Here is a 25,867-nt window from a genome sequence, read left to right as displayed (position 1 = left end):
AATTGAGTCGTGTGTCTTTCTTGCATCAAGATACCTTCTGCCCGTACTGTGCGGCCGGCTGAAGAATCGACGCAGGGTGGACGAGTCAGTGCGGGGTGTGTGACCTCGCCGGAAAGAGTTGGGCGTAACGCATGATGGACGGATTTGACCGCGGGTTCCGGCGGAAGGGCACATTGGCCGCAAACGGCTATAGTGATGTTGGTCTTTCTGATTCGCCTTGCTGTTTTCCGTCCCAGGCCTCCGTTCTACGTGTCCTGCGTCGGTTGAAGGGCTGAAGTCGTCATGACGACCAATGCGCAGGGACGGTCCGCCTCCGAACTCTCCTCCTCGCTGGTGCGTGACTATCGCGCCATGATCAATTCGCTGGAGCACACCAAGCCCGAAGGGCCGACGCTCCCGCCCCAGGCGGCGGAGACCTCGTCTTCCGTGCCGGCCTCCTCTTCCCAGGCGTCCTCGCTCAAGACGTCGTCGTCCAAGGCGGCGGTTGCGGCCGAGCGAAAATCCGCCGAGCCGATGATCCGTTCGCTGCGCTCCGCCGCGCCGGAGAGCGAGGTGCGCGCGACGCCTTTGGGCTTTGCCGAGCTGCGCAGCAAGCTCTCGGCGCTCACCGATACCCGCGGCATGATCTCGCCGCGCCGTCCGGCTGATGTGGCGGCCGCGCCGGCCGTCGAGGCCTCCGCCAGCCCCGCGGAAGCGGCGGCCGAGGCGCAGTCCGCCCGCCGGCGCATGTTCGGCGGCGCCACGCGCACCGAGAGCGAGCCGGCCGCCCGCCGTCGCCGTCCGGCGTCCTCCCGCGAGGCCTTTACCTGGCAGCGACTGGGTCTCCTGACCGTGTGCATCGTCGCCCTTGGCGGGGCGGCGGTGGCGCTGCAGTCCGTCGTCGGGCGTGACGAGGCGCGGGTGGCACCGGAAGTCATCGGCAATGCCGCCATTGCGGCGGTCGCGCCTTCGGCGCCCGCGCTGGCGGTTGCCGCGCCGGCGGCCGAGCCGGCCCGCGTCGCCGTGGTCGAGCCGGCGGCTCCGCCCGCACCGATCCTCCGTGCCATCGAGCCGGCCTCGCCGTCGCCGGTGATGCCGTCGATCTCCGCTCGTACCCTTCTGGCGCCCGAGCCGACCGAGCCCGGTCCGGCCGTGCGCGGCCTGACGGCGTTCGCCGCCCCCGAGCCGTCGCCGCTGGCGGCGCCGGTCGCCGCGTTGCCGCGTCAGGCGCCGCTGCCGCCGCGCCGCGCGGTCGTCGCCGCGGTGTCGGCGCCGGCTGCCGCTGCGCAGGCCGATGAGGTGGCCGGTGCGGCCAATGCCTCGGAGACGAGCGGCGCCGAGCCGACCGGAGGCGCGACGATCCGCTCGCCGGTGACCATGCGCACCGGCCCCAACAAGGGCGCGTCGGCGATGCAGACGCTGAGGAGCGGCCAGCAGGTCGAGCTGGTGGCCTGCGACAGCTGGTGCGAGATCGTCGCCGACGGCAAGCGCGGCTTCGTCTACAAGAGCTTCGTCAGCGCCGGTGCCCCGAAGGAAGCGGACGCTTCCACCACCGAATGAGGGCGGCTTGGCGGTAACACGCTGAAGCAAAGAGTGAAGCGCCGGCCACGGGTCGGCGCCTCGCCAGCCCGCCGGGCGCATGTTAGACGGCGCTGGTCACGCTGGCAGTCAAGGAATCTTCGCATGTCGAACAGCCTGAAAGAGGCGCCCCGCCCGGTTCGTGTCGGTGTGGTGGGCGTCGGGGTGATGGGCGCGAACCATGCCCGCGTGCTGGCCGACCTGCCGGGTGCCGAACTGGTCGGCATCGCCGATCCCGACGCCGCCCAAGCCGGGAAGGTCGCGGGGTTGCTCGGCTGCGCCGCGGTCGCCGATATCGAGGCGCTCACCGCGCTCGGCGTCGACGCGGTGGTGGTTGCCGCTCCCACCCATCTGCACCACGACGTGGCGCTGGCCGCCATCGGTGCCGGCGCGCATGTGCTGGTCGAGAAGCCGATCGCGCCGAGCGTCGCGGAAGGCGAGGCCATCGTCGCCGCCGCCAAGGCGCGCGGCGTCGCGCTGATGGTCGGCCATGTCGAGCGCTTCAATCCGGCCGTCGAGGCGGTGAAGAAGGCGATCGAGGGCGAGGAGATCCTCTCCATCGGCATCACCCGCGTCGGGCCGTTCCCGCCGCGCATGTCGAATGTCGGCGTGGTGATCGACCTCGCGGTGCACGACATCGACCTGATCTGCCATTTCACCGGCTCGGAGATCGCCGAGATCCAGCCGCAGGTGAAGGCGGCGGTGGCCGAGCGCGAGGACATCGCGCTCTTGCAGTTCCGCACCGCCAACGGCGTGCTGGCGCACATCAACACCAACTGGCTGACGCCGTTCAAGGCGCGCACGGTGCATGTCGCCACCCGCAAGAAATACGTCATCGGCGACCTGCTCACCCGGCAGGTGACCGAGTGCTTCGACTACAAGCCCGACGGCAGCTACTCCATGCGCCATTTGCCCGTCGCCTATGCCGAGCCGCTCCGGGTCGAGCTGTCGCGCTTCCTCGCCGCCGTGCGCGGGGAGGCGGCCCCGCCGGTGACCGGCGAGGACGGCGTCGCCAGCATCGCCACCGCCATCCGTTGCCTGGAAGGTCCCGAGGCCACGCGCCCGGCTTCCGTGCCGTCCGCGCGCATTCGCGCCGCCGTCTAGTCCGAGGACAGACATGAACAACCATGTGACAGCCAACGCCGCGCCGCTTCCCTTCATCGATGTCGGTGCGCAGCGCGCCCGGCTCGGCACCCGCATCGACGAGGCGGTGACGCGCGTGCTCAACCACTGCCGCTTCGTCAACGGACCGGAAGTCATCGAGCTGGAGAAGCAGCTGGCGGAGTTCGCCGGCGCCAAGCACGCGATTTCCTGCTCCAGCGGCACCGATGCGCTGGCCATGCTGCTGATGGCCTGGGGCGTCGGGCCGGGCGATGCGGTGTTCTGCCCCTCCTTCACCTTCTGCGCCACCGCAGAGGTGGTGCCGTGGGTCGGGGCGACGCCGGTCTTCGTCGACGTGCTCGCGGACACCTTCAACATGGACCCCGCCAGCCTCGAAGCCGCCATCGCGGTCGCCGTGCGGCAGGGGCTGAAGCCCCGCGTGGTGATCCCGGTCGACCTGTTCGGCCAGCCGGCCGATCTCGACGCCATCCTCGCTATCGCCAAGGCGCATGAACTGAAGGTGCTGTGCGATACCGCGCAGGGCTTCGGCGCCACCTGGAACGGCAAGCGCACCGGCTCGTTCGGCGACGCCACCGCGACCAGCTTCTTCCCGGCCAAGCCACTCGGCTGCTTCGGCGACGGCGGCGCGATCTTCACCGATGACGACGAACTCGTGTCGGTGCTCAAGAGCGTGCGCGAGCACGGGCAGGGCGTCGACAAATACGAGAACGTCCGCATCGGCATGACCGGCCGGCTCGACACCATCCAGGCGGCGATCCTTTTGGAGAAGCTCTCGATCTTCGAGGACGAGGTCGCCGCCCGCGACCGCGCCGCCAAGCGCTACAACGAGGCGCTGGCCGATGTCTGCATCGTGCCGGTGGTGGACCCGCGCGCGACCTCGGTGTGGGCGCAGTACACGATCCGCCTGCCGCACGGCGTGCGCGACGGGCTTGCCGCGACCTTGCAGAAGGAAGGCGTGCCGACGGCGGTGTATTACCGCATCCCGATGCACAAGCAGCCGGCCTATGCGCAGTACCCGGCCGCCGGCAACGGCCTGCCGGTGAGCGAGGCGCTCTCCGGCGAGGTGATCAGCCTGCCGATGCATGCCTATCTCGACGAGGCCTCGCAGGACCGCATCATCGCCGCCGTGCGCCGTGCGCTGGGGAAATAGGGCAGGGCGCCTGCCTCCGATCTCGATGGACACAATGAAATGCCCGGACCCGCGTCCGGGCATTTTCTTTTATGACGGGGCAGTTGGCGCAAGCGGCGCAGGTGCCGGAAGGGGCGGGGCCTGGTGCCGTCCGCCCGGCGAAACGGAGTCGCCAGCCATTGCGGGCTCTCGTAGACTAGGCCGGTGTTATTGCTGGAGCAGCCTCCGATGGCACCGCCCGCCCTGAAGCGCATGTCGCCCGAAGAATTCTATCGCTGGCCCGGCGAGGAGGGCGTGCGCTACGAACTGGTGGATGGCTTCCCCGTGAAGGCGATGACCGGGGCGAGCCAGCGGCACGATACGATCACGCTGAATGTTCTGGCGACGCTGCGTCGGAAGTTGCGTGGTTCCCCCTGCCACGCGCATACGGCTGATATCGCGGTTGCCACCATGTCCGGCAATATCCGTCGCCCCGATGCGCAGGTCGATTGCGGTACGCGTGCGGACACCGCCTATGAGGCCACCGCTCCCCGTCTCGTCGTCGAGGTGCTGTCGCCTTCGACACGGCACACCGACCTCGTGAACAAGCTCGAGGAATACAAGGCGTTGCCGTCGCTCGCCTATATCCTGCTCGTCGAGCCCGACCTGCCGCGGGCGCTGCTGTGGTGGCGGGTGCCGGGCAGCGCGTGGGAAATCGTCCAGTTCGAGGGTCTCGACGGGATCATCGACCTTTCCGCCATCGGTACCGATCTCGCCATGGCCGAGCTGTACGAAGATGTCGCCTTTCCCGATCCGCTGGCGGGCGAGGGCGGGCTCCGTTAGGTTCCCGCGACGCTCAACGACGCCGGACACTCCATGATTCGCAGCATCTTCTCGGTCGGCGGCTGGACGCTGCTGTCCCGGCTCACCGGCTTCCTGCGCGACATCATGATGGCGGCGGTGCTCGGCGCCGGTCCGGTGGCGGACGCCTTCTACATCGCCTTCCGGCTGCCCAACCATTTCCGCGCCATCTTCGCCGAGGGTGCCTTCAACGCCGCCTTCATCCCCGCCTATGCGCGGGTGAAGACGCAAGAGGGCGATGCCAAGGCGGCGCGCTTCGCCGATGGCGTGCTCTCGGGAGTGGTGGTGGTGCAACTCGCCGTGCTCGCCTTCGCGCTCATCGCCACGCCGCTGGTGGTGGCGACGCTGGCGCCCGGCCTTGCCGGCGACCCGGAGCGCTTCCAGCTGACGGTCGGCTATACCCGCATCACCTTCCCCTATCTCGGGCTGATCGCGGTGGTGACGCTGGTCGGCGGCGTGCTCAACGCCAATGAGCGCTTCTGGGCGGCGGCGGCGGCCTCGATCCTGCTCAACATCGCCATGGTCGGCACGCTCAGCGTCGCCGGCTGGTTCCCGACCGCCGGCGACGCGGCGGCCTGGGGCGTGCTGATCTCCGGTTTCCTGCAGGTGGGGCTGCTGGTGTTCGACGCCGAGCGGCACGGGCTGGGGCCGCGCTTCGAATGGCCGCGCCTCGACCCGGAGACGCGGCGCTTCCTCGTGGCGTTGGGGCCGGCGATCCTTGGGGCGGCCGGCGTGCAACTCGCCATCTTCGCCGACACGCTGATCGCCTCCTTCCTGCCGCAGGGGGCGATCGCGGCGCTGTTCTATGCCGACCGCATCAACCAGCTGCCGATCGGTGTGATCGGCATCGCCGCCGGCATCGTGCTGCTGCCGGAAATGTCGCGCCGTCTTGCCGCCGGCGACGAGGAGGGGGCGCGGCACGCGCAGGCCCGGGCGGTGGAACTGACCATATTGCTCGCCCTGCCGTTCCTCGCCGCCTGCCTCGTCGTGCCCGAAGAGATCATGCGCGGCCTGTTCCTGCGCGGCGCCTTCACCGACGAGGCGGCGCGGGCGGCGGCGCAGACACTGGCGGCCTACACGATCGGCCTCATTCCCTTCGTGGTGCTGCGCGCCTTCATGGCGCCGTTCTACGCGCGCGGCGACACCCGCACGCCGGTGATCGCCACGCTGGGGGCGGCGGCGGTGAACATCGCGCTGAAGGTGTGGCTGATGCACGACTTCGCGCAGGTGGGCCTCGCCTTCGCCACCTCGGTTGGCGGCTGGATCAGCCTCGTCGTGCTGATCGGCTTCGCGCTGCGCCGCGGCTATGGCTGCGGCGACAGGGCGCTGCTCACACAGCTGCCGCGCCTCGCCGCGATCGGGCTCGGCGTCGCGGCGGTGCTGTATGTCACGGTGCGCTTCGGCGACCCGCTGATCGCCGCGCTTCCGGGCCTGCACGACGAGGCAATGCTGGCGCTGTGCGTTGCGGCGGCAGGCGCCGCCTATGTGGCGCTGGTGGGGCTTCTGGTGGGGCGGCGACGGCTGAAAATGCTGTTGAAACCGTGACCGGCGAAATCGATAGGATCGATTTTTATTGCTTACGCAGTGCAGCAAAACTGTGGTACCAGCCTAGCCAGAATGCCGGTCGACGAGGGATGGCGGCCCCGTCGGACGGCCCGACGTGTTTGTTGCGCGCGTCGGAGGTACACGTTCCGGAGTCGAGCTCATGACGTTTCCCGCGCTTCGCCGCTTTGCCCCCGTTTTCGTCCTCGCCGGCCTTGGGCTCGGCCTCGCCGCCTGCTCGGAGCAGAAGCCGCAGGGGAGCGCGCCGCAGGCGGCGCCGGTGACGGTCGCCAAGCCGCAGGTGAAGCAGATCACCGACTATGACGAATATGTCGGGCGCTTCACCGCCGTGGACCTCGTCAACGTCTATGCGCGCGTCTCCGGCTATCTCGACAGCATCAACTTCACCGACGGCCAGCTGGTGAAGAAGGGCGACCTGCTGTTCTCCATCGACCAGCGGCCGTTCAAGGTCGCGCTCGACCAGGCCAAGGCGAACCTGCAGAAGGCGCAGGCGGATGTCGATTTCGCCGCCTCCGACTTGCAGCGCGCCCAGACGCTGATCGAGGACCGTACCTCGACCGCCATCTCCAAGCAGACCTTCGACCAGCGCCTGCAGACCGAGCGCTCGGCGCGCGCCACGGCGACGGCGGCGCAGGCGGCGGTCGATGCGGCGCAGCTCGACCTCGACTTCACCCAGCTGCATTCGCCGGTCACCGGGCGCATCGGCGACCGCAAGGTGTCGGTCGGCAACCTCGTCACCGGCGGCACGGGCGGCACCAACACCAACACGCTGCTCGCCACCATCGTCTCGATGGACCCGATCTATTTCGAGTTCACCTATGACGAGGCCTCCTATCTGCGCTACCAGCGCCTCGCCAAGGAGATGGGGGCCGACAACAAGCCGATCACCGTCTATCTGGCGCTGATCGACGACAAGGGCTTCCCGCACCAGGGCACGCTGAACTTCGTCGACAACCGCATCAGTGAGACCACCGGCACCATTCGTGGCCGCGCGGTGTTCGCCAATCCCGATGGCACCTTCACGCCGGGCATGTTCGGCCGCGTGCGCGTGCCGGCTGCCGAGCCGCATGACGCGGTGCTGGTGCCGGACGTCGCCATCGGCACCGAGCAGACCCGCAAGTTCGTCTATGTGATGCAGCCGGGCAGCGAGCCGCAGGTGCCGCAGATCAAGTACGTCACCCTCGGCCGCCAGGAAGACGGCCTGCGCGTCATCACCTCGGGCCTCAACAAGGATGACCTCGTGGTCGTCAACGGGCTGGTGCGCATCCGTCCCGGCGCGAAGGTGATCGGCAAGCCGGAAGAGCCCAAGCCGGCGGCCACCGCCCCGGCGGGCGAAGGCACCGCCGCCAAGCCCGCCAACTGAGCGCGGGAGCCCCGATCATGAAATTCTCGCACTTCTTCATCGATCGCCCGATCTTCGCCTCGGTGGTGTCCATCGTGGTGATGATCCTCGGCGCTGTCGCCTATATCTCGCTTCCCGTCGCGCAATATCCCGACATCGCCCCGCCGGTGGTGAACGTCACCGGCCAGTTTCCCGGCGCCTCGGCCGAGACGGTGGCCGACACCGTCGTGTCGCCGATCGAGCAGCAGATCAACGGCGTGGAGGGGATGCTCTACGTCTCCTCCAACTCCACCGCCGATGGCCGTTTCTCCATCGCGGTGACATTCGACATCGGCACCGACCTCGACATCGCACAGGTGCAGGTGCAGAACCGCGTCGCGGTCGCCACGCCGCGCCTGCCGCAGGAAGTGCAGCAGATCGGCGTCACCGTCGCCAAGTCCTCGCCGGACATCCTGATGGTGGTGAGCCTGTTCTCGCCGGATGACTCGCGCGACAGCCTGTTCATCTCCAACTACGCCAACCTGCAGATCAAGGACCAGCTGCAACGCGTGCCGGGCGTCGGCTCGATCACCGTGTTCGGCTCGCGCGACTATGCGATGCAGGTCTGGCTTGACCCGCAGAAGCTGCAGGCGCTGGGCCTCGCCCCGACCGACATCACCGCCGCGCTGCAGGCGCAGAACGTGCAGGTCGCCTCCGGCGTGCTGAACGCGCCGCCGGTGGAGAAGCAGCTCGCCTTCCAGGTGGCGGTGCGCACGCTCGGCCGCCTGTCGACGCCGGAGGAGTTCGGCAACATCGTGGTGCGCCAGACCGGCGACGCGGTGGTGCGGCTGCGTGACGTGGCGCGTATCGGCATCGAGGGGCAGGATAATTCCTCGATCTCCTACTTCGATTCCAAGCCCTCGGTGGCGCTCGGCATCTTCCAGCTGCCCGGCTCCAACGCGCTGTCCACCGGCCAGGCGATCGAGGCGGAAATCAAGCGCATCGCCCAGAGCTTCCCGGCCGGCATCGCCTATTCGACTGCCTACAACCCGACGCAGTTCATCGCCGAATCGGTGAAGGCGGTGGAGCACACCATCTTCGAGGCGATCATCCTGGTCGTCATCGTGGTGGTGCTGTTCCTGCAGTCCTGGCGGGCGGCGATCATCCCGATCCTCGCCATTCCGGTGTCGCTGATCGGCACCTTCTTCATCATGAGCCTGTTCGGCTTCTCGCTGAACAATCTGTCGCTGTTCGGCCTCGTGCTGGCCATCGGCATCGTGGTGGACGACGCCATCGTGGTGGTGGAAAGCGTCGAGCATAATATCTCGACAGGACTTTCCCCGCGCGATGCCGCCTACAAGACCATGGACGAGGTGGGCGGCGCGCTGGTGGCGATCTCGCTGGTGCTCGCCTCGGTGTTCATTCCCTCGGCGTTCATCACCGGCATTTCCGGCGAGTTCTACCGCCAGTTCGCGCTGACCATCGCGGGCTCGACGCTGATCTCGCTGCTGGTGTCGCTGACGCTGTCGCCGGCGATGTGCGCGCTGCTGCTGAAGTCGCACGATCCCGACTACAAGCCGGCCTGGTACGCCCGGCCGATCACCGGCTTCTTCCACTACTTCAACAAGGGCTTCAACGGCCTGTCGCGCGGCTATGGCTGGCTCACCAGCAAGCTGGTGCGCCTCGCGGTGGTGGTGCTGATCGTCTATGTCGCCATCCTCGCCGGCGGCCTCGAACTGTTCCGCTCGACGCCGCAGGGCTTCATCCCGGCGCAGGACCGCGGCTACCTGATCGTCGCCTCGCAGCTGCCGGGCGGTGCCTCGCTCACGCGCACCAACGAGGTGATGACGCTGGCGGCGCAGAAGGTGCTGGCGACGCCGGGCGTCGCCCATGTGGTGAACATCGTCGGCTTCTCCGGCGCCACCTTCACCAATGCGCCGAATGCCGGCGCCATGTTCGTCATCCTCGGCCCGGCCGACGAGCGCGCCAAGCATCCCGAGCAGTCGGCGACGGCGATCCAGGGCGCCCTGTTCGGCAAGCTCGCCTCCATCGAGGAGGCGTTCATGATCGTCGTGCAGCCGCCGCCGGTGAACGGCATCGGCAATGCCGGCGGCTACCGGATGATGATCGAGGATCGCGGCGGGCGCGGCTACGAAGCGCTGCAGGGCGCGGTCTATGCCATGATGGCGCGGGCCAACCAGACGCCGGGTCTCAAGCAGGTCTATTCGCTGTTCGAGACCTCGACGCCGCAGCTGTTCCTCGACATCGACCGCACCAAGGCGCAGATGCTCGGCATCAACATGGCCGACGCCTTCTCGACGCTGCAGACCTATATCGGCTCGACCTATGTCAACGACTTCAACCTGTTCGGCCGTACCTACCGCGTGCAGGCGCAGGCCGACGCGCCCTTCCGCCTGACGCCGGAAGACCTTTTGAGGCTGCGGGTGAAGAACGCCAGCGGCGAGACGGTGCCGTTCGGCTCCTTCGCCACGGTGCGCGACATTTCCGGTCCCTACCGCGTGCCGCGCTACAACCTCTATCCGGCGGCCGAACTCGACGGCGACGTCGCCGGCATCTCGCAGGGCCAGGCGATCCAGCTGATGCAGCAGATCGCCGCCGAGACGCTGCCGGACGGCTTCTCCTACGAGTGGACGACGCTGGCCTTCCAGCAGCAGCGGGCGGGCAACACGGCGATCTTCGCCTTCGGGCTCGGCGTGGTGTTCGTCTTCCTGGTGCTGGCAGCGCAATATGAAAGCCTGACATTGCCACTAGCGGTCATCCTCATCGTGCCGATGTGTCTGATCGCGGCGGTGACGGGCATTCTGCTGCGCGGCCAGGACAACAACATCCTGAGCCAGGTGGGCTTCATCGTGCTGATCGGCCTCGCGGCGAAAAACGCGATCCTCATCGTGGAGTTCGCCAAGCAGCTGGAGGACCAGGGCTCGAACCGCTTCGAGGCGGCGACCCAGGCGGCCCAGCTGCGCCTGCGCCCGATCATCATGACCTCGCTGGCCTTCATCCTCGGCGTGGTGCCGCTGGTGATCGCCACCGGCGCCGGCTCGGAACTGCGCCAGGCGCTGGGCACGGCGGTGTTCTCCGGCATGATCGGCGTGACCTTCTTCGGCCTGCTGTTCACCCCGACCTTCTATGTGGTGTGCCGCTGGCTGGCGAGCTTCGGCGAGAAGCGCCGGGCCCGCAAGAACGCGGAAAAGGCCGCGGCGAGCGGCGCCCACTAAGGCGCCCCGCCTCCAACAGAAAAGGCCCCGCTGCCGACGGCAGCGGGGCCTTTTTCATGTGCCGGCCGGCCGGCGGGCCGATGCGGCTCAGTCCAGCACGGCGGCCTTCAGCAGGCAGACCATGGTGGCGTGCGCCGTCTGGGTGCCGGTGTTGCGGATCACGTGGCGGCGGTCGCAGCGATAGCGCAGCGTCTCGCCGGCGCGGGCGAGCTCGGTAGTGTCGGCGCATTCCACCTCGAGCTCGCCGGACAGCACCGACAGGCATTCGATGGAGCCGCGCTGGTGGCCGTCCGACACCAGCTCGCCGCCGGGCTCGGCGACGAAGTCGAACCATTGCAGCCATTCCACCGTCTTGATCCAGCCGGTGATGGTGAGGCGGCACTTGCCGTCCTCGGAGACGAGGATCGGCGTGTCGGCGCGGGTAAGGTGCTCGACGAAGGGCTCGTCATCGGTGGCGGCGAGGAAGCGCTCGATGGAGACGTCCAGCGCCTGCGACAGCCGCCAGACGGTGGCGAGCGTCGGGTTGGTCTCGTTGCGCTCGATCTGGCTGATGATCGACTTCGCCACGCCCGACTGCTCGGAGAGCTCGGACAGCGACAGGTTGTAGGTCTTGCGCAGCCGCTGGATGGTGCGACCGAGCTGGCCGGTGATGGCCAGGGCGCCGGCTTCCATGCCGCCACGATCCATGCTGCGCGTGCGGCCGGACATGCTGTCTCCTTCCTCGATGAAGGCGAATTTTAGGGTGCCGCCCCCCATGGGCGCAAGCGCCGGGGCGGCCGGGGCGGCGGACACGAACAATGTTGTGCTCACCCGATGGTGCAACGACAAGGGTCGTGCGGAATCGCTCCTCCGGCGCTAGATTGCCGGCATGACCGAGCCTCTCCTCCCCAATTTCGACGATGTCGTCTCCGCCGCCGACCGCCTGCACGGCGTGGCGGTGCGTACCCCGCTCATCAGTTCGCCGCGCCTCGACGCGCTCACCGGCGGGCGGGTATTCCTCAAGGCCGAGCCGTTGCAGCGCACCGGCTCGTTCAAGTTCCGCGGCGCCTATAATCGTATCTCCCGCCTGCCGGAGAGCCAGAAGATCGGCGGCGTGGTCGCCTGCTCCTCCGGCAATCACGCGCAGGGCGTGGCGGCGGCAGCGACGCTGATGGGCATGCCCTCGGTGATCGTGATGCCGAAGGACGCGCCGGCGATGAAGAAGGCGCGCACCATCGCCTTCGGCGCCGAGGTGGTGGAGTACGACCGCGAGACCGAGGATCGCGACGCCATCGCCAACGCCATCGCCGCCGAGCGCGGCGCGGTGTTCGTGCCGCCCTATGACGATTTCTACATCATCGCCGGGCAGGGCACGGTGGGGCTGGAGATCGTGCGCGACCTGTCCGGGCGCGACCTCGCGCCGGATGTGGTGATCTCCAATGCGTCCGGCGGCGGGCTGGTGTCCGGCATCGCGCTGGCGGTGAAGGAGATGTTCCCCGATGCGCGGGTGCTGACCGCCGAGCCGGCCGGCTTCGACGATCATGCGCGCTCGTTCAGCTCCGGCGGGCGCGAGCGCAACAACCGCGTCTCCGGCTCGATCTGCGACGCACTGCTGGCGCAGACGCCGGGGCAGCTGACCTTCCAGATCTCCTCGCAACTGGTCGGCGACGGCGTCTCCGCCACCGACGAGGAGGTGATGCGCGCGGTCGCCTTCGCCTTCGAGGAGCTGAAGCTGGTAGTGGAGCCGGGCGGCGCGGTGGCGCTGGCTGCGGTGCTGGCCGGCAAGCTCGACCTTACCGGCAAGGTGGCGGCGGTGGTGCTGTCCGGCGGCAATGTCGATGCCGCCATGTTCGAGCGCTGCCTCGACTTCGCGGCGAGCCAGCCGGCCTGAGGCGGCGTGCGGGCCGGATCGGCGGGAGGCCTTCGAAGGAAGGTCCTCCTCGCGTCCGCTCGCGAACCGGGAGGGGGCGTGCCGCCGGGCGCGGCTGTCTCATGCCGGGGTGCGCATCGGCATCGAATAGCGGGGCGTGCCGGGCAGGAGCGGTGGGATGTCGCCGGCGTCGAGCCCGATGGCGTCGGCGAGGCGGCGATCAGCCGGCCAGGGCCCGGGCGCGTTCGGCGCTGGTTTGCGCCTGTTCGACATTGTCGAGGAACTGCCGGGTGCAGGCGCGCCAGCTGTGGCGCAGCGCGAAGGTGCGTGGCGCCTCCCGGCCGATCTCCAGCGCGGCGAGGGCGGCGCGGCGCAGATCGTTGTCGAGCACGCCGACGGGTGCGTCGGCCGGCGCCGAGCCGATGACATCCAGCGGGCCGGCGACCGGGAAGGCGGCGACCGGCAGGCCGCTGGCGAGGGCTTCCAGGAGCACGATGCCGAAGGTGTCGGTGAGGCTCGGGAACATGAAGACGTCCGCCGCCGCATAGGCGCGGGCGAGCGCCTCGCCCTCGCGCAGGCCGAGGAAGCGGGCTTTGGGGTGCTTCGCCTGCAATTCGGCGCGGGCCGGGCCGTCGCCGACCACCAGCTTGCTGCCGGGCAGATCTAGGTCGAGGAAGGCGCCGATGTTCTTCTCCACCGCCACCCGGCCGACATACAGGAAGATCGGGCGGGGCAGGTCGAGCAGCGGGTCGATCTGCCGGTCGGCGGCGCGCTCGGCCTCGTCGCGCGGGCGGAACAATTCGGAATCGACGCCGCGCGACCAGTGCATCAGCCGCAGGAAGCCACGCTTCTTCAGTTCCGCCTCGATGGTGGCGGTGGCGACCATGATGCCGGCGCCGGCATTGTGGAAGCGCCGCAGCCACGCATAGGAGAGCGCGCGCGGCACCGGGGCGCGCGCGGCGAGATATTCCGGGAAGCGGGTGTGGTAGCTGGTGGTGAACACCCGGCCGCGCGACAGGCAGACGCGGCGGGCCAGCACGCCGATCGGCCCCTCGGTGGCGATGTGCACGAAATCGGCGCCGATATCGTCCATCCGCCGCGCCACCATGGCGCGGGTGGCCAGCGCGAGCCGTACCTCGGGATAGGTCGGCATCGGCACGGTGCGGAAATCCTGCGGCGTCAGGAAGGAGACGCGCGCGCCGAAGCTGGAGGCCTCGCGAGCGGTGTGCTCAAGCGAGCGGACCACGCCGTTCACCTGTGGCGCCCAGGCATCGGAGGCGATGAGGATGTGCATCAGGCGGCGACTTTCGGAGCGGGGAGCGCGAGCGGCACATCGATCCCTTCGCGGGAGCGGCGGGCCCAGTCTATCATCTCGAAGCGCCCGTCGGGATGCTCGACGATGGCGGTGCAGCTCTCCACCCAGTCGCCGCAATTGAGATAGTCGACGCCGAAGCGGTCATGCATCACGGCGTGGTGGATGTGGCCGCAGATGACGCCGTCCACCTTGTGCCGGCGCGCTTCGTTCGCCACCGCTTCCTCGAAGCGGCCGATGAAGCTCACCGCGTTCTTCACCTTCAGCTTGGCCCACTGGCTCAGCGACCAGTAGGGGAAGCCGAGCTTGCGGCGGATCCAGTTGAGGTAGGTGTTGATGCCGAGCGCGGCGGTGTAGGCTCCGTCGCCGAGGAAGGCGAGCCACTTGGCATGGCGGACCACGACGTCGAACACGTCGCCATGGATGACGAGGAAGCGCCGGCCGTCGGCCGCCTCGTGGATGGCGGTCTCCACCACTTCGATGCCGCCGAAATGGCTGCCGTAATAGTCGCGCAGGAACTCGTCGTGATTGCCCGGCAGGTAAACGATGCGCGCGCCCTTGCGGCCCTTGCGCAGCAGCTTCTGCACCACGTCATTGTGCGCCTGCGGCCAGTACCAGCCCGAGCGCAGTCGCCAGCCGTCGACGATGTCGCCGACGAGATAGATGGTGTCGGCCTCGTGCCAGCGCAGAAAATCCAGCAGCATGTCCGCCTGGCAGCCTTTGGTGCCGAGATGGACATCCGACAGGAAGATCGAGCGGTAGTGCTGCGCGTCGGGTGCGTCATTCACCGCGAGGGACCTCCCCGTCAACGCGCCGCAGCAGAACGGTTCGGCGCTTCCATAGGGTCATGGCGGCAGATAGCCCGACTCGGATCACGCTTTTATGACAGTTATGCCGCAGTGCGGAATCAGACGAACAGCGTCACGACGCTCAGCGCCACCAGCCCGCCCATCACGATGTTGAGGATGCGATGCTGGCGCGGGGTCGAAAGCAGGCGGCCGATCAGCACGCCGAAGCCGGCCCAGACCGCGAGGCAGGGCAGGCTGAGTACGCCGAGCACCGCGGCGATCAGCAGCACCTCACCGAGGAGATCGCCACCCGGCGTGGTGAAGGCCGGGATGACGCTGAGCGCGAAGGCCCAGGCCTTGGGGTTCACCCACTGGAACAGCGCCGATTGCAGGAGGGTCGGCGGCCGCTCGATGGCGGTGGCGCCCATGCCGCCGGCGGCGCTGGCGATCTTCCAGGCGAGGAACAGGAGATAGGCTCCGCCGACCAGCTTCAAGAGCCAGTGCAATTGCGGCACGGCGACGAACAGCCCGCCGAGCCCCAGCCCGACCGCCACCACCATGATGGCGAAGCCGATGGCGACGCCCAAGATCTGCGGCAAGGTGCGGCGGAAGCCGAAGGCGGCGCCGGTGCCGGCGGAGATCATGTTGTTCGGTCCCGGCGTGATGCCGCCGGCGAGGCCGAACAGGATGAGCGAGAGGATCGGCACGTTCACAAGGATCACCGCTTGCACGCCGCCCGGTGGCGGGCGTCGCCAGAGCTAGTGGCGCAAAGGCCGCGCCGCAACCCGGAATCGACATGTGAATCGACATGACGAAGCGGGTTGCCTCGCGCCGACGGCGGGACGATGATCCGCGCCCGCCCGATCAGCATGAGGATGACGGAATGAGACTGGTGCGTTTTGGCGCTCCCGGAGAGGAGAAGCCCGGCCTGCTCGACACCAACGACGTGGTGCGCGACCTGAGCGGGATCGTTGCGGATATTGGCGGGGCGGCCCTGACGCCCGAGGGGCTGGCGCGGCTGCGCGCGATCGAGCCGGCCTCGCTGCCGGCGGCGGCGCCCGGCGTGCGGCTCGGCGCCTGCGTGGCGCGGCCCGGCCATTTCGTGGCGGTCGGTCTCAACTATGCCGACCATGCCGAGGAAGCCGGCATGGCGATCCCGTCCGAGCCGGTGCTGTTCTCCAAGGCGCCGAACTGCATTGTCGGGCCGAATGACGACGTGATCCAGCCCAAGGGCTCGACCAAGCTCGACTGGGAAGTGGAGCTCGGCATCGTCATCGGCACGCGCGCCCGCTATGTCGAGGAGAAGGACGCCCGCGCGCATATCGCCGGCTTCTGCCTCGCCAACGACGTCTCCGAGCGCGCCTTCCAGATCGAGCGCGGCGGCCAATGGATTAAGGGCAAGAGCTGCGAGACCTTCGGGCCGCTTGGGCCGTTCCTCGCGACGCCGGACGAGATCGACGACGTCGGCAAGCTCGCCATGTGGTGCGACGTGAATGGCGAGCGGCGCCAGCGCGGCTCCACCGCGACGATGATCTTCAGCGTCGACTTCCTGGTGTCCTATATCAGCCAGTTCATGGTGCTCGACGTCGGCGACGTGATCATCACCGGCACGCCGCCGGGCGTCGGGCTCGGCATGAAGCCGCCGCTCTATCTGAAGCCGGGCGACGTGATGACCCTCGGCATCGAGGGGCTGGGCGAGCAGCGCCAGAAGGTCGTGCCCTTCGAGGGATGAGGCGGCCAGCCGGGCGCGAGGCGCCCGGCCTTTCCTTGAGACCGGGCGGCGTTGCCGCCCGGTCTCCGACGAATCCCGGGCGGCGTTGTCGCCCGGTCGCCATCAATGCGCGCAGAGCAGCGGCAGCGGCGGATTGGCGATCAGCGAGGCGGTGACGCCGCCCAGCACCAGCTCGGTGAGGCGCGCCCGGCTATAGGCGCCCATCACCAGGAGATCGGCGCCGAAGGCCGCGCTTTCCGTCGTGATCGCCTTGGTCGGGTCGCCTTCCACATGCTTGTGCTCGGCATTGACGCCGTGTGCCTTGAGGAAGCCCGTGAGTTGCGCGCCGCTCTCCGAGGGCGCCCCGCCATCCTCGCTGACGGTCAGCACCAGCACCTGGTCGGCTGCGGCGAGCAGCGGCAAAGCAAGGCGCACCGCGTGGCCGGCCTCGCGCGAGGGCTTCCACGCCACCACCACGCGGCCGATGCGGGCCGGCACCTTCTTGGTGGTGGGCACCACCAGGACGGGACCGGAGGAGGTGAGGGCGAGATGCTCGGGCAGGATGGCGGCGAGCTCGTCGTCGCTGGTGCCGGACACGGTTTCGCTGACCACGGTGACATCCGCGAAATCGGAGGCCTTGCGCAGCTCGGAGGTCACCTCGCCATCCACCACGCTCCAGTCGGCGGTGATGCCGGCCGCGGCGATCGCAGCGTCGAAGCGGGCGCGGGTCTCGGCCTCCTTCTCGCGCGCCTCGCGCTTCAGCTCGTTCACATAGATCGACAGCGCGCGCCCCACGCGCGGCACGCCGGCCGGATACAGCGTGTAGAGCGCCACCAGCCGGGCGCCGGACTGTTTGGTCAGCGCCACGGCGCAGGCGAGCCGGTCGTCGAAGCCGCTGTCGGGGGCGGCGTGGAGGAGAACGATGCGTACGGACATGATTCCACTTTCTTTCGGTCGGCGTTTCCCAGGGGAGGCGCGATAACGCTACGTCACGTCGGCGGCTGGAAATATTAGGTAAATCACGGCCGGTGGAAACCTGTTTTGCTGTAGCCGGCTACGGAGAGTGCCGGATCGGCGGCGATCACGAGCGCGCGATGCGCTGGGTATTGCATTGCAGCAGATTGGAGCGTCACTAATCTGACGCGCGCCGGGATACCCATTTCGCCCGGTGTTGCAGGGAGCGCATTCATGATGAGCCGTAAGGCGGCCTTTGCCGTCGCCGCCGCGATTTCCGCCGTCGCCGCCACCAGTGTCCTCGCCCAGGATCCGATTGCCGAGCGCGAGAAGCTGATGAAGGAGTGGGGCCAGGTGACGCGCCCGGTCGGCGCGATGCTGAAGGGCAGCCAGCCCTTCGACCTCGCCACGGTGCAGACGGCTCTCGACAGCTATGCCACGCACGCCGCCACCATGCCCGCGCTGTTCCCCGAGGGCTCCGGCGGCGGCAAGACCGAGGCGCTGCCGGCGGTGTGGACGCAGAACGCCGAGTTCAAGGCGCTGTTCGTCAAGTTCGGCGCCGACGCCACCGCCGCCAAGGCGGCGATCACCGACGAGGCGAGCTTCAAGGCGAATTTCCCCGACGTGGTCCGCACCTGCGGCACCTGCCACCAGACCTTCCGCGCCAAGAGCTGACGATGAGCGAGGCGGGTTGGAGCCAGGCCGAGATGAGCGGGGCCGGAATCGCTCGGGTCGATCTGCGGTCGGGCGTGGATACCAGGCCAGCCACCGTGCTGGCCTGGGACCTGCCGACGCGGCTGGCGAAATGGTCGCTGGCGGCGCTGGTCGGGCTCGCCTTCGCCAGCAAATATTACGGCGATGTCGGGCTGGTCTGGCACATGTGGAACGGCCTCGCCATCCTCACCGTGCTGGTGTTCCGGTTGCTGTGGGGGCTGGTCGGCGGCAGCACCGCGCGCTTCACCGGCTTCCTGCGTGGGCCGTTCGCCGCGCTGGCCTATCTGCGCGGGCTGGTGACGGGCCGCAAGGTCGCCTATCTCGGCCACAACCCGCTGGGAGGATGGATGACCATCGCCCTCCTGGCGGCGGTGGCGGCGCAGGCGGTGGCGGGGCTCTACACCACCGACGACATCATGGTCGACGGGCCGATGGTGGCGGCGGCGAGCTCGGAGGCGATCTCGCTCGGCTCCATGTTGCACCAGCAGATCTATCCGATCCTGCTGGGGCTGATCGGCCTGCATGTGGTCGCCAATCTCGCCTATTCGCTGTTCGGCGGCGACAATCTCGTCAAGGCGATGGTGACCGGCCGCAAGCCGACCCGCGCCTATGCCGACCGCGCGGCGGCGACGCCGGGTTCGATCCTGGCGGCGCTGGGCTGCCTCGTCCTGGCGGCGGGAATCGTGTTCGGCGGTATCGCGCTGGCGGGCGGAAATCCCTTTCCCTGAACGCATTCCCGCCCTGCGGAAGATCATCTTGCCGCAGGGCGGGACTCATGCTCCATGGCGCGCATGAATGCGCTCAAGGGGATCGCGCTGCAGATCGGCGCGACCTTCATCTTCACCATCATGGCCGCCATGGTCCGCATCGTCTCGGAACGGATTCCGACCGGTGAGGTGGTGTTCGCGCGTTCGTTCTTCGCGCTGTTTCCGCTGCTGGCGCTGCTCACCCTGCGCAACGAGATCAGCGCGGCGGTGCGCACCGCCAACCCGCTCGGGCATGTGCTGCGCGGCATCATCGGCGTGATCGCCATGAGCCTGTCATTCTCGGCGCTGGCCTTCCTGCCGCTGGCCGACGCCACTGCCATCGGCTTCACCGCGCCGCTGATCACCGTGGCGCTGGCGGCGGTGATGCTGGGCGAGCGGGTGCAGCTCTATCGCTGGGCGGCGGTCGCGGTCGGCCTCGGCGGCGTGGTGGTGATGCTGTGGCCGCATATGAATGGCGGCTTCGAGACGCGCGAGAGCGCCATCGGCGCCACCTGCGCGCTGGTCGGCGCCTTCTGCACGGCCGGCGCCATGGTGCAGGTGCGGCGCCTGACCGCCAGCGAGACCACGGCGGCGATCGTGTTCTATTTCCAGTCGCTGGCGGCGGTCGCCGGCCTCGCCACCGCCGCCTGGGGCTGGGTGCTGCCGGGCTGGGGCGATGCCGTGCTGTTGGTCGCCATCGGCCTGTTCGGCGGGGTGGGGCAGATCCTGCTCACCGAGAGCTACCGCTTCGCGCCGGCTTCCGTCGTGGCGCCGTTCAACTATTCGGCGATGCTGTGGTCGCTGCTGCTCGGCTTCCTGCTGTTCGGCGAAATTCCGCCGCTGCTGGTGGTGGCCGGGGCACTGATCGTCATCGGCGCCGGGCTGTTCGTCATCCTGCGCGAGCGCCGGCCGAACCGGGCCCGCGAAGAGGATGCCGCGGCCGGACCGCCCGGCGGTCCGGCGACTTGAGGTGATGTGCGGGCCGCTGGGCGGCCCCGCCACCTGATGGGACTTGCGGACCGCCGGGCGGTCCGGCCCTCGCGGAGCGCGCGGCTCAGAACGCCTTGAAGGTGATGATGGTGCGGGTGTCCTGGATGCCGGGGATCACCTGCACGCGCTGGTTCACGAAATGGCCGATATCGGTGTCCGTCGGCACGTAGAACTTCACCAGCAGGTCGAAATCCCCCGCCGTCGAATAGATCTCCGACGCGATCTCGGCGTCGGCGATGGCGTTCGCCACCTCGTAGGAGCGGCCGAGATGGCATTTGATCTGCATGAAGAAGGGGACCATGGCGGGATTCCGGTAGCACTGAACAAGTGCCGCCACAGGATCAGAAGGCCATGGTCGGCGCAACCCCCGGAGCGCCGACATGCGATGCGCGACGCGCGGCCGAATGCGGCGCCAGATCCACGGCCACGCCCCGCCTTGCGCCGGGCGCGTGCATCGCTTAACTCATTGGCGACGATCGCGTTGGGGTGTCCCGTGGCTGTGCTACGGGGCTGAGAGGCGAAGCCGGTTCGTGCCGGCGCCAACCCACGAACCTGATCCGGGTCATGCCGGCGGAGGAAACGGGTCGCGCGCAACGGGGCGTCCGCGCCCCGCTACGGACGCGCCCGGCCTTCACCGGCCAGGAGGCGCCGATGAGCGAGCAGACGACCACCGCCGACACCAAGGGGACTGGCACCAAGGGGACCGCCATCGCGGTGACCATCGCCGGATCGGATTCCGGTGGCGGCGCCGGAATCCAGGCCGATCTCAAGACCTTCTCCGCGCTCGGCGTCTACGGCGCCAGCGTCATCACCGCCCTGACGGCGCAGAACACGCTCGGCGTGACCGGCATCCACGACGTGCCGCCGGCTTTCATCGCCGCGCAGATGGATGCGGTGTTCTCCGATCTCAAAGTCGATGCGGTGAAGATCGGCATGCTCTCGCGCCCGGAGGCGATCGAGGCGGTGGCGGCCGGGCTCGACCGGCATCGTCTCGCCGCCGTGGTGCTCGATCCGGTGATGATCGCCGCCTCCGGCGACCGGCTGCTGGTGCCCGAGGCCATAGACGGCCTGCGCCGCCAGCTGCTGCCGCGCGCGCTTTTGATCACCCCGAACCTGCCCGAGGCGGCGGCGCTGCTCGACGAGGCGCCGGCGACCGATATTGCCGCCACGCGCCGCCAAGCGGAGAAGCTGCGTGCGCTCGGCGCCCGCGCGGTGCTGATCAAGGGCGGCCACGGCGAGGGGCCGGACAGCGTCGACGTGCTGCTCGACGAGGCCGGCTTCATGGAATTGTCGGCACCGCGCCTCGCCACCCGCAACACCCACGGCACCGGCTGCACGCTGTCTTCCGCCATTGCCGCCGGGCTCGCGCGCGGGCTGGCGCTGCGGCCGGCCGTCGAGGCGGCGAAGGCCTATCTCACCCGCGCCATCGGCGCCGCCGACCAGCTGGAGATCGGGCGCGGCCACGGGCCGGTGCATCATTTCCACGCCTGGTGGGGCGAAGGCGGCAAATAGGCCGTAGCGGCAACTCGGCCGTTCGCACCGGCGACGGGCGGTGCTATCGCAGCACCGGCCGCGCATCCCGCGCGAGTCGTTTTGCCGCGCGTCGTGCCGTCCGTGATCGCCCAGCGCCATATCATCGCCAGCGTCTATGTCGGGCTGTTCTTCGGCATCGGCATCTATCTGCCGTTCTTTCCGGTCTGGCTGGCCGGACGCGGCTATGACGCGGCGTTCATCGCGGTGGCGCTGTCGGTGCCGCTGCTGGCGCGGCTGTGCACCCAGCCGCTGGGCGGCCTCGTCGCCGACCGAACCGGCCGGCCGCGGCTGACGGTGATCCTCTATTCGCTCGCCTCGGCGCTGTGCTTCCTCGCCGTGCTGGCGGCGCCGGGGCCGTGGACGATGCTGGCGGCTCTCGGCCTCGCCTCGGTGTTCTGGCAGCCGACCCTGCCGGTGCTCGACGCCTATACGGTGGCGCGGCGGCGCGCCATCGGGCTCGACTATGGCCGCACCCGGCTGTGGGGTTCGGTCAGCTTCATCGGGGGCAGCATCGCCGGCGGGGCGATGCTCGGCGCGTTTCCCGGCGACGGCGTGCTCTGGCTGATCGTGGCGGGATGCCTCGCCTGCGCCCTGCTGGCACTGCCGCTGGAGGAAGCCGCCACGCCGGGTACCCGACGGGAGACCGTCGGCGGTCGCATCCCGGCGGTGCTGCTGGTCGGCCTCGGCGCGGCGGCGCTGGTGCAGGGCTCGCATGGCGTGCTCTACGCCTTCTCCTCGCTGCACTGGCAGGCCAAGGGGCTGAGCGGCGGCGCCATCGGCGCGCTGTGGGCGGTGGGGGTGGCGGCCGAGGTGGCGCTGTTCCATGTCGGCACCCGGCTGACGCGGCGGCTGGGGCCGCCGCTGCTGATCGCGCTGGGCGGGGCCTGCGCCGTCATCCGCTTCGCCGCCATGGGGCTCGATCCGCCGGCGGCGCTGCTGCCGCTCCTGCAGATGCTGCATGCCGGCACCTTCGCCTGCACCTATCTCGGCATGGTGGAACTGGTGGCGCGCCATGCGCCGGCCGGTCGCGGCGCCAGCCTGCAGGCGCTGGCGACCTGGGGCGTGACCATCGGGGTGGCGCTGTGCACGCTGGTGGCCGGGCCGCTATGGGGGCGGATCGGCGCTGGCACCTTCTTCCTGTCGGCGGGGCTGGGGGCGGCGGGTGTGTTGCTGGCGCTTATTACCCACCGGCTGCGGGAGCGCGAGCCGGGGTGAGCCGGCCGGGGCTTGGTCAGCCCCAGAGTTCCGGCTCCGGCGGGTGGACGAGGCTGCCTTCGTAGCGCAGCGCCGGCTCGCGGTCGCGGGCGAGCAGCAGCGGACCGTCGAGATCGACGATGCGCGCGAGGCCGGCGACCAGCAGGGCCGGCGCCATGGCGAGCGAGGTCGCTACCATGCAGCCGACCATGACATCGAGCCCGCTGGCGCGGGCCTCCCGTGCCAGCGCGAGCGCCTCGGTCAGCCCGCCGGTCTTGTCGAGCTTGACGTTGATCGCGTCGTAGCGGCCGACCAGCCCGGCGAGGCTGTCGCGGCCATGCACGCTTTCGTCGGCGCAGACCGGCACCGTCCGGGCGATGTCGGCGAGCGCGGCGTCGGCACCGGCCGGCAGGGGTTGCTCGATCAAGGTGACGCCGGCGGCGGCGCAGGCGGCGAAATGCGCCGGCAGGTCCTCGGCGCGCCAGCCTTCATTGGCGTCGACGATCAGTTCGCTCGCGGGCACCGCCGCGCGGATGGCGGCCAGCCTTTCGGCATCGCCGGGCGCACCGAGCTTGAGCTTGAGCAGCGGCCGGTCGGCGAGGCGGGCGGCCTGCGCCATCGCTTCCGGCGTGTCGAGGCTGATCGTGTAGGCGGTGACGGCCGGGCGCGGTTCCGGCAGGCCGGCGAGCTCGAAGGCGCGGCGGCCGCTTCGCTTGGCCTCGAGATCCCACAGGGCGCAGTCGAGCGCGTTGCGGGCGGCGCCCGGCGGCAGTTTTTCCTGCAGCGCGGCGCGGTCGAGGCCGGCGGCGACGGCGTCGGCGAGCGCTTCCAGCGTCGCGACGGTCGCCTCGACGCTTTCGCCATAGCGCGGATAGGGCACGCATTCGCCACGCCCGACATGCGGACCGTCATGCAGCTCGGCCACGACGACGGCCGCCTCGGTCTTGGAGCCGCGGGCGATGGTGAAGCGGCCGGCAATGGGGAAGCGTTCGGCGCGGATGATAAGCTGGGGCATGGACCGATAGGGGACGTGAACGGGAGGGGACGGGCGCGAATCCGTACAGGGCGAAGCGAGGCGACAAGTGTGCCGGTAAATGTGGCGCCAGGGCGTCACAGGGAAAGCACAGTGATCGGCCGACCACTAGGTGCGCATATCTAGATACCTCTATCGTGTGGGCGCCGATGTGCGCGCCCTCGACAGCGGGACCGCTGCGCGGATAAGAGGTTAAGCGGGATTCTGCGGCTGCGGCCCGGATTCGTCGTCGCCGTTTTGCATGCGCCGCGTGGAATGAGGGGAGCCGGAATTGGGAGCTGCCGAAGCACCGCTGCTCGCCACGGCCCGCAACGGGCGTGAGCTGGTGGTCGTGGGGAACGGCCGCTGGGTCGCCACGCAAAGCGCCGCCCTTGAAGGGGCGGTGGATGCGGCGCTGGCCGAGGCCGGGGCCGGCGCCACCGAGACGGCACGGCTCGACCTTTCCGGCGTGCGCAGCCTCGACACGGTCGGCGCGGTGATGGTGGACCGGCTGGTGCGTCGCCTCGGCGAGGCCGGGGCGAAAGTCAGCGTCGTCGGGCTCGAACGCCGCTTCCAGCCGCTGATGAAGGAGATCACGCAGGGCTGCCACGAGGTGCCGCCGGCGCGTCATCACCTCAACCCGATCGCGGGCGGCCTCGACGTCATCGGCCGCACGGTGGTGAACACCGGTAAGGACGCCATGCTGTTCCTCTCCTTCATCGGAGCGGTGACGGCGGCGTTCCTGCGGGTGATGCTGCGGCCGCAGACCTTCCGCTGGACGTCGATGGTCTTCCATCTGGAGCGTACCGGCCTGCGCGCGGTGCCGATCGTCGCGCTGATGACGTTCCTGATCGGCTGCATCATCGCCCAGCAGGGCATCTTCCATTTCCGCCGCTTCGGCGCGACCACCTATGTGGTCGACATGGTGGGCATCCTCACCCTGCGCGAGCTCGGCGTGCTGATCGTCTCGATCATGGTGGCCGGCCGCTCGGGCAGCGCCTTTACCGCCGAGCTCGGCGCGATGCGGATGCGCGAGGAGGTCGACGCGCTGCGGGTGATGGGCTTCGATCCCAACGAGGTATTGGTGCTGCCGCGCCTGGTGGCGCTGGTCATCGCGGTGCCGCTGCTCACCTTCATCGGCTCGATGTGCGCGCTGTTCGGCGGCGGGCTGGTGACCTGGCTCTATGGTGGCATCTCGCCGGAGATCTTCATCAACCGGCTGCGCGAGGCGATCTCGCTGAACACCTTCGAGGTCGGGATGATCAAGGCGCCGTTCATGGCGGCGATCATCGGCCTGATCGCCTGCATGGAGGGCATGCGGGTCGGCGGTTCGTCGGAATCGCTGGGTACGCACACCACGGCCTCGGTGGTGAAGGCGATCTTCCTGGTGATCGTGGTGGACGGCCTGTTCGCCATGTTCTTCGCCGCGATCGACATGTAGGGGCCGGCGATGCAACTCGATGCCGACCTCAGCCATCCGCAGGCCGAACCGACCGACGAGCCGATCATCCATGTCAGCGACCTGGTGGTCGCGTTCGGCGATCGCAAGATCCTGAAGGGCCTGTCGCTCGATGTGCGGCGCGGCGAGATCCTCGGCTTCGTCGGCGCGTCGGGCGGCGGCAAGTCGGTGCTGACCCGCACCATTCTCGGTCTGGTGCCGAAAGTGTCCGGCACGGTTCAGGTGTTCGGACAGGACCTCGACGCGCTCGACTTCGAGGAGCGCCGCAAGCTGGAGCAGCGCTGGGGCGTGCTGTTCCAGCAGGGAGCGCTGTTCTCCTCGCTGACGGTGAAGCAGAACATCCAGTTCCCGATGCGCGAATTCCTCACCATGTCGCAGCAGCTGATGGACGAGGTGGCGCTCGCCAAGGTCGAGATGGTGGGGCTGCCACCCGACGTCCTGGAGAAGATGCCGTCCGAACTCTCCGGCGGCATGATCAAGCGCGTGGCGCTGGCGAGGGCGCTGGCGCTCGATCCGGAAATCCTGTTCCTCGACGAGCCGACCTCGGGTCTCGACCCGATCGGCGCCGGCGAGTTCGACGACCTGATCGCCACGCTGCAGCAGACTTTGGGGCTGACCGTATTCATGGTAACGCACGATCTCGACAGCCTGCACAGCGTCTGCGACCGAATCGCCGCCCTTGCCGATGGCAAGGTGATCGCGGTGGGGCCGATCGAGGCGATGCTGAAATCCGATCATCCCTGGGTGCACGCCTATTTCCACGGCAAGCGGGCGCGGGCGGCCGGTATCGGCCCTCAGGACGGCCGTAGCGCCGGCTATGACGAAGGACGGTAGACC

23 protein-coding genes and 1 riboswitch are annotated in these 25,867 nt (G+C 69.1%); of the genes, 16 read left to right on the top strand and 7 right to left on the bottom strand.

The window, feature by feature from the left end:
• Positions 1-282 precede the first annotated feature (282 nt).
• The 7 genes from KHC28_RS21745 to KHC28_RS21715 all read left to right on the top strand — a co-directional run bounded on the left by KHC28_RS21745 (position 283) and on the right by KHC28_RS21715 (position 10,768).
• A complete protein-coding gene (locus tag KHC28_RS21745; RefSeq protein ID WP_214010458.1) occupies positions 283-1,539 on the top strand; it encodes an SH3 domain-containing protein in 1,257 nt (418 codons plus the stop codon).
• Positions 1,540-1,662: 123 nt separating this feature from the next.
• Positions 1,663-2,661 carry a Gfo/Idh/MocA family protein gene (locus KHC28_RS21740; RefSeq protein ID WP_214010457.1) on the top strand — a complete coding sequence of 333 codons (999 nt, stop codon included), beginning with the start codon at positions 1,663-1,665 and terminating at the stop codon, positions 2,659-2,661.
• A 13-nt stretch (positions 2,662-2,674) separates the two neighbouring features.
• Positions 2,675-3,829 carry a DegT/DnrJ/EryC1/StrS family aminotransferase gene (locus KHC28_RS21735; protein WP_214010456.1) on the top strand — a complete coding sequence of 385 codons (1,155 nt, stop codon included), beginning with the start codon at positions 2,675-2,677 and terminating at the stop codon, positions 3,827-3,829.
• Positions 3,830-4,036: 207 nt separating this feature from the next.
• Positions 4,037-4,630 carry a Uma2 family endonuclease gene (locus KHC28_RS21730; RefSeq protein WP_214010455.1) on the top strand — a complete coding sequence of 198 codons (594 nt, stop codon included), beginning with the start codon at positions 4,037-4,039 and terminating at the stop codon, positions 4,628-4,630.
• A 33-nt stretch (positions 4,631-4,663) separates the two neighbouring features.
• Positions 4,664-6,193: a murein biosynthesis integral membrane protein MurJ gene (murJ, locus tag KHC28_RS21725; protein ID WP_214010454.1), complete on the top strand. Its 1,530-nt coding sequence runs from the start codon at positions 4,664-4,666 to the stop codon at positions 6,191-6,193.
• Between the two features lie 160 nt (positions 6,194-6,353).
• Positions 6,354-7,574 (top strand): efflux RND transporter periplasmic adaptor subunit, encoded by a 1,221-nt coding sequence (locus tag KHC28_RS21720; protein ID WP_214010453.1) that lies wholly within the window; start codon positions 6,354-6,356, stop codon positions 7,572-7,574.
• Between the two features lie 17 nt (positions 7,575-7,591).
• The gene (locus KHC28_RS21715) at positions 7,592-10,768 is read left to right on the top strand and encodes an efflux RND transporter permease subunit (protein ID WP_214010452.1); all 3,177 of its coding nucleotides are present in this window, start codon (positions 7,592-7,594) and stop codon (positions 10,766-10,768) included.
• A gap of 87 nt (positions 10,769-10,855) precedes the next feature.
• On the opposite strand, the gene KHC28_RS21710 is transcribed toward KHC28_RS21715, so the two are convergent.
• On the bottom strand, positions 10,856-11,476 hold the full coding sequence (locus KHC28_RS21710; protein WP_214010451.1) for a helix-turn-helix domain-containing protein: 621 nt from the start codon (positions 11,474-11,476) through the stop codon (positions 10,856-10,858).
• 160 nt (positions 11,477-11,636) lie between these two features.
• On the opposite strand from KHC28_RS21710, the gene KHC28_RS21705 reads away from it, so the two are divergent.
• Positions 11,637-12,638, top strand: a complete 1,002-nt coding sequence (locus tag KHC28_RS21705) for a threonine ammonia-lyase (protein ID WP_214010450.1) — start codon at positions 11,637-11,639, stop codon at positions 12,636-12,638.
• A 199-nt stretch (positions 12,639-12,837) separates the two neighbouring features.
• Here the strand turns inward: KHC28_RS21705 and KHC28_RS21700 are convergent, their stop codons facing one another.
• From KHC28_RS21700 to KHC28_RS21690, 3 genes are all read right to left on the bottom strand, one after another.
• Complete coding sequence (locus KHC28_RS21700) at positions 12,838-13,911, bottom strand: glycosyltransferase family 4 protein (RefSeq protein ID WP_281419143.1); 1,074 nt, start codon at positions 13,909-13,911, stop codon at positions 12,838-12,840.
• Positions 13,911-14,717, bottom strand: a complete 807-nt coding sequence (locus KHC28_RS21695; protein ID WP_214010449.1) for a UDP-2,3-diacylglucosamine diphosphatase — start codon at positions 14,715-14,717, stop codon at positions 13,911-13,913. Before KHC28_RS21695 ends, KHC28_RS21700 begins: the two co-directional genes overlap by 1 nt.
• A 119-nt stretch (positions 14,718-14,836) precedes the next feature.
• Positions 14,837-15,430 carry a LysE family translocator gene (locus tag KHC28_RS21690; protein WP_312893302.1) on the bottom strand — a complete coding sequence of 198 codons (594 nt, stop codon included), beginning with the start codon at positions 15,428-15,430 and terminating at the stop codon, positions 14,837-14,839.
• Positions 15,431-15,600: 170 nt separating this feature from the next.
• Between KHC28_RS21690 and KHC28_RS21685 the strand changes: the two genes are divergently transcribed.
• A complete protein-coding gene (locus tag KHC28_RS21685; RefSeq protein WP_214010448.1) occupies positions 15,601-16,449 on the top strand; it encodes a fumarylacetoacetate hydrolase family protein in 849 nt (282 codons plus the stop codon).
• Between the two features lie 102 nt (positions 16,450-16,551).
• Here the strand turns inward: KHC28_RS21685 and KHC28_RS21680 are convergent, their stop codons facing one another.
• The gene (locus KHC28_RS21680) at positions 16,552-17,364 is read right to left on the bottom strand and encodes a universal stress protein (RefSeq protein WP_214010447.1); all 813 of its coding nucleotides are present in this window, start codon (positions 17,362-17,364) and stop codon (positions 16,552-16,554) included.
• 252 nt (positions 17,365-17,616) lie between these two features.
• Here KHC28_RS21680 and KHC28_RS21675 point away from each other — a divergent pair, with 252 nt between their 5' ends.
• The 3 genes from KHC28_RS21675 to KHC28_RS21665 are packed head-to-tail and all read left to right on the top strand — an operon-like array spanning position 17,617 to position 19,811.
• Entirely contained in the window at positions 17,617-18,057 is a 441-nt protein-coding gene (locus KHC28_RS21675; RefSeq protein ID WP_246565094.1) for a c-type cytochrome, read from the top strand.
• Between the two features lie 2 nt (positions 18,058-18,059).
• Positions 18,060-18,824 (top strand): cytochrome b/b6 domain-containing protein, encoded by a 765-nt coding sequence (locus tag KHC28_RS21670; RefSeq protein ID WP_246565093.1) that lies wholly within the window; start codon positions 18,060-18,062, stop codon positions 18,822-18,824.
• A gap of 54 nt (positions 18,825-18,878) precedes the next feature.
• Positions 18,879-19,811 carry a DMT family transporter gene (locus KHC28_RS21665; RefSeq protein WP_312893301.1) on the top strand — a complete coding sequence of 311 codons (933 nt, stop codon included), beginning with the start codon at positions 18,879-18,881 and terminating at the stop codon, positions 19,809-19,811.
• Positions 19,812-19,896: 85 nt separating this feature from the next.
• Here the strand turns inward: KHC28_RS21665 and KHC28_RS21660 are convergent, their stop codons facing one another.
• A complete protein-coding gene (locus tag KHC28_RS21660) occupies positions 19,897-20,133 on the bottom strand; it encodes an Lrp/AsnC ligand binding domain-containing protein (RefSeq protein ID WP_214010446.1) in 237 nt (78 codons plus the stop codon).
• Between the two features lie 171 nt (positions 20,134-20,304).
• Positions 20,305-20,428: riboswitch (TPP riboswitch) on the top strand.
• Between the two features lie 55 nt (positions 20,429-20,483).
• Between KHC28_RS21660 and thiD the strand changes: the two genes are divergently transcribed.
• Together thiD and KHC28_RS21650 are read left to right on the top strand one after the other, a co-directional pair.
• Complete coding sequence (gene thiD / locus KHC28_RS21655; protein ID WP_214010445.1) at positions 20,484-21,344, top strand: bifunctional hydroxymethylpyrimidine kinase/phosphomethylpyrimidine kinase; 861 nt, start codon at positions 20,484-20,486, stop codon at positions 21,342-21,344.
• A 102-nt stretch (positions 21,345-21,446) separates the two neighbouring features.
• The gene (locus KHC28_RS21650) at positions 21,447-22,580 is read left to right on the top strand and encodes an MFS transporter (protein ID WP_214010444.1); all 1,134 of its coding nucleotides are present in this window, start codon (positions 21,447-21,449) and stop codon (positions 22,578-22,580) included.
• 16 nt (positions 22,581-22,596) lie between these two features.
• Here KHC28_RS21650 and dgcA read toward each other — a convergent pair whose 3' ends face one another.
• Positions 22,597-23,574: an N-acetyl-D-Glu racemase DgcA gene (dgcA, locus tag KHC28_RS21645; RefSeq protein WP_214010443.1), complete on the bottom strand. Its 978-nt coding sequence runs from the start codon at positions 23,572-23,574 to the stop codon at positions 22,597-22,599.
• Positions 23,575-23,863: 289 nt separating this feature from the next.
• Here dgcA and KHC28_RS21640 point away from each other — a divergent pair, with 289 nt between their 5' ends.
• Both KHC28_RS21640 and KHC28_RS21635 read left to right on the top strand, forming a co-directional pair.
• A complete protein-coding gene (locus tag KHC28_RS21640) occupies positions 23,864-25,012 on the top strand; it encodes an MlaE family ABC transporter permease (protein WP_214010442.1) in 1,149 nt (382 codons plus the stop codon).
• A gap of 9 nt (positions 25,013-25,021) precedes the next feature.
• Complete coding sequence (locus KHC28_RS21635) at positions 25,022-25,864, top strand: ABC transporter ATP-binding protein (RefSeq protein WP_214010441.1); 843 nt, start codon at positions 25,022-25,024, stop codon at positions 25,862-25,864.
• Positions 25,865-25,867 lie beyond the last annotated feature (3 nt).

It is taken from the genome of Ancylobacter sonchi (assembly GCF_018390695.1).
In the GTDB taxonomy this organism is placed as follows: domain Bacteria; phylum Pseudomonadota; class Alphaproteobacteria; order Rhizobiales; family Xanthobacteraceae; genus Ancylobacter; species Ancylobacter sonchi.
Note: the sequence above shows the minus strand (reverse complement) of the source record. Positions and strands in the feature narration are given on the sequence as shown.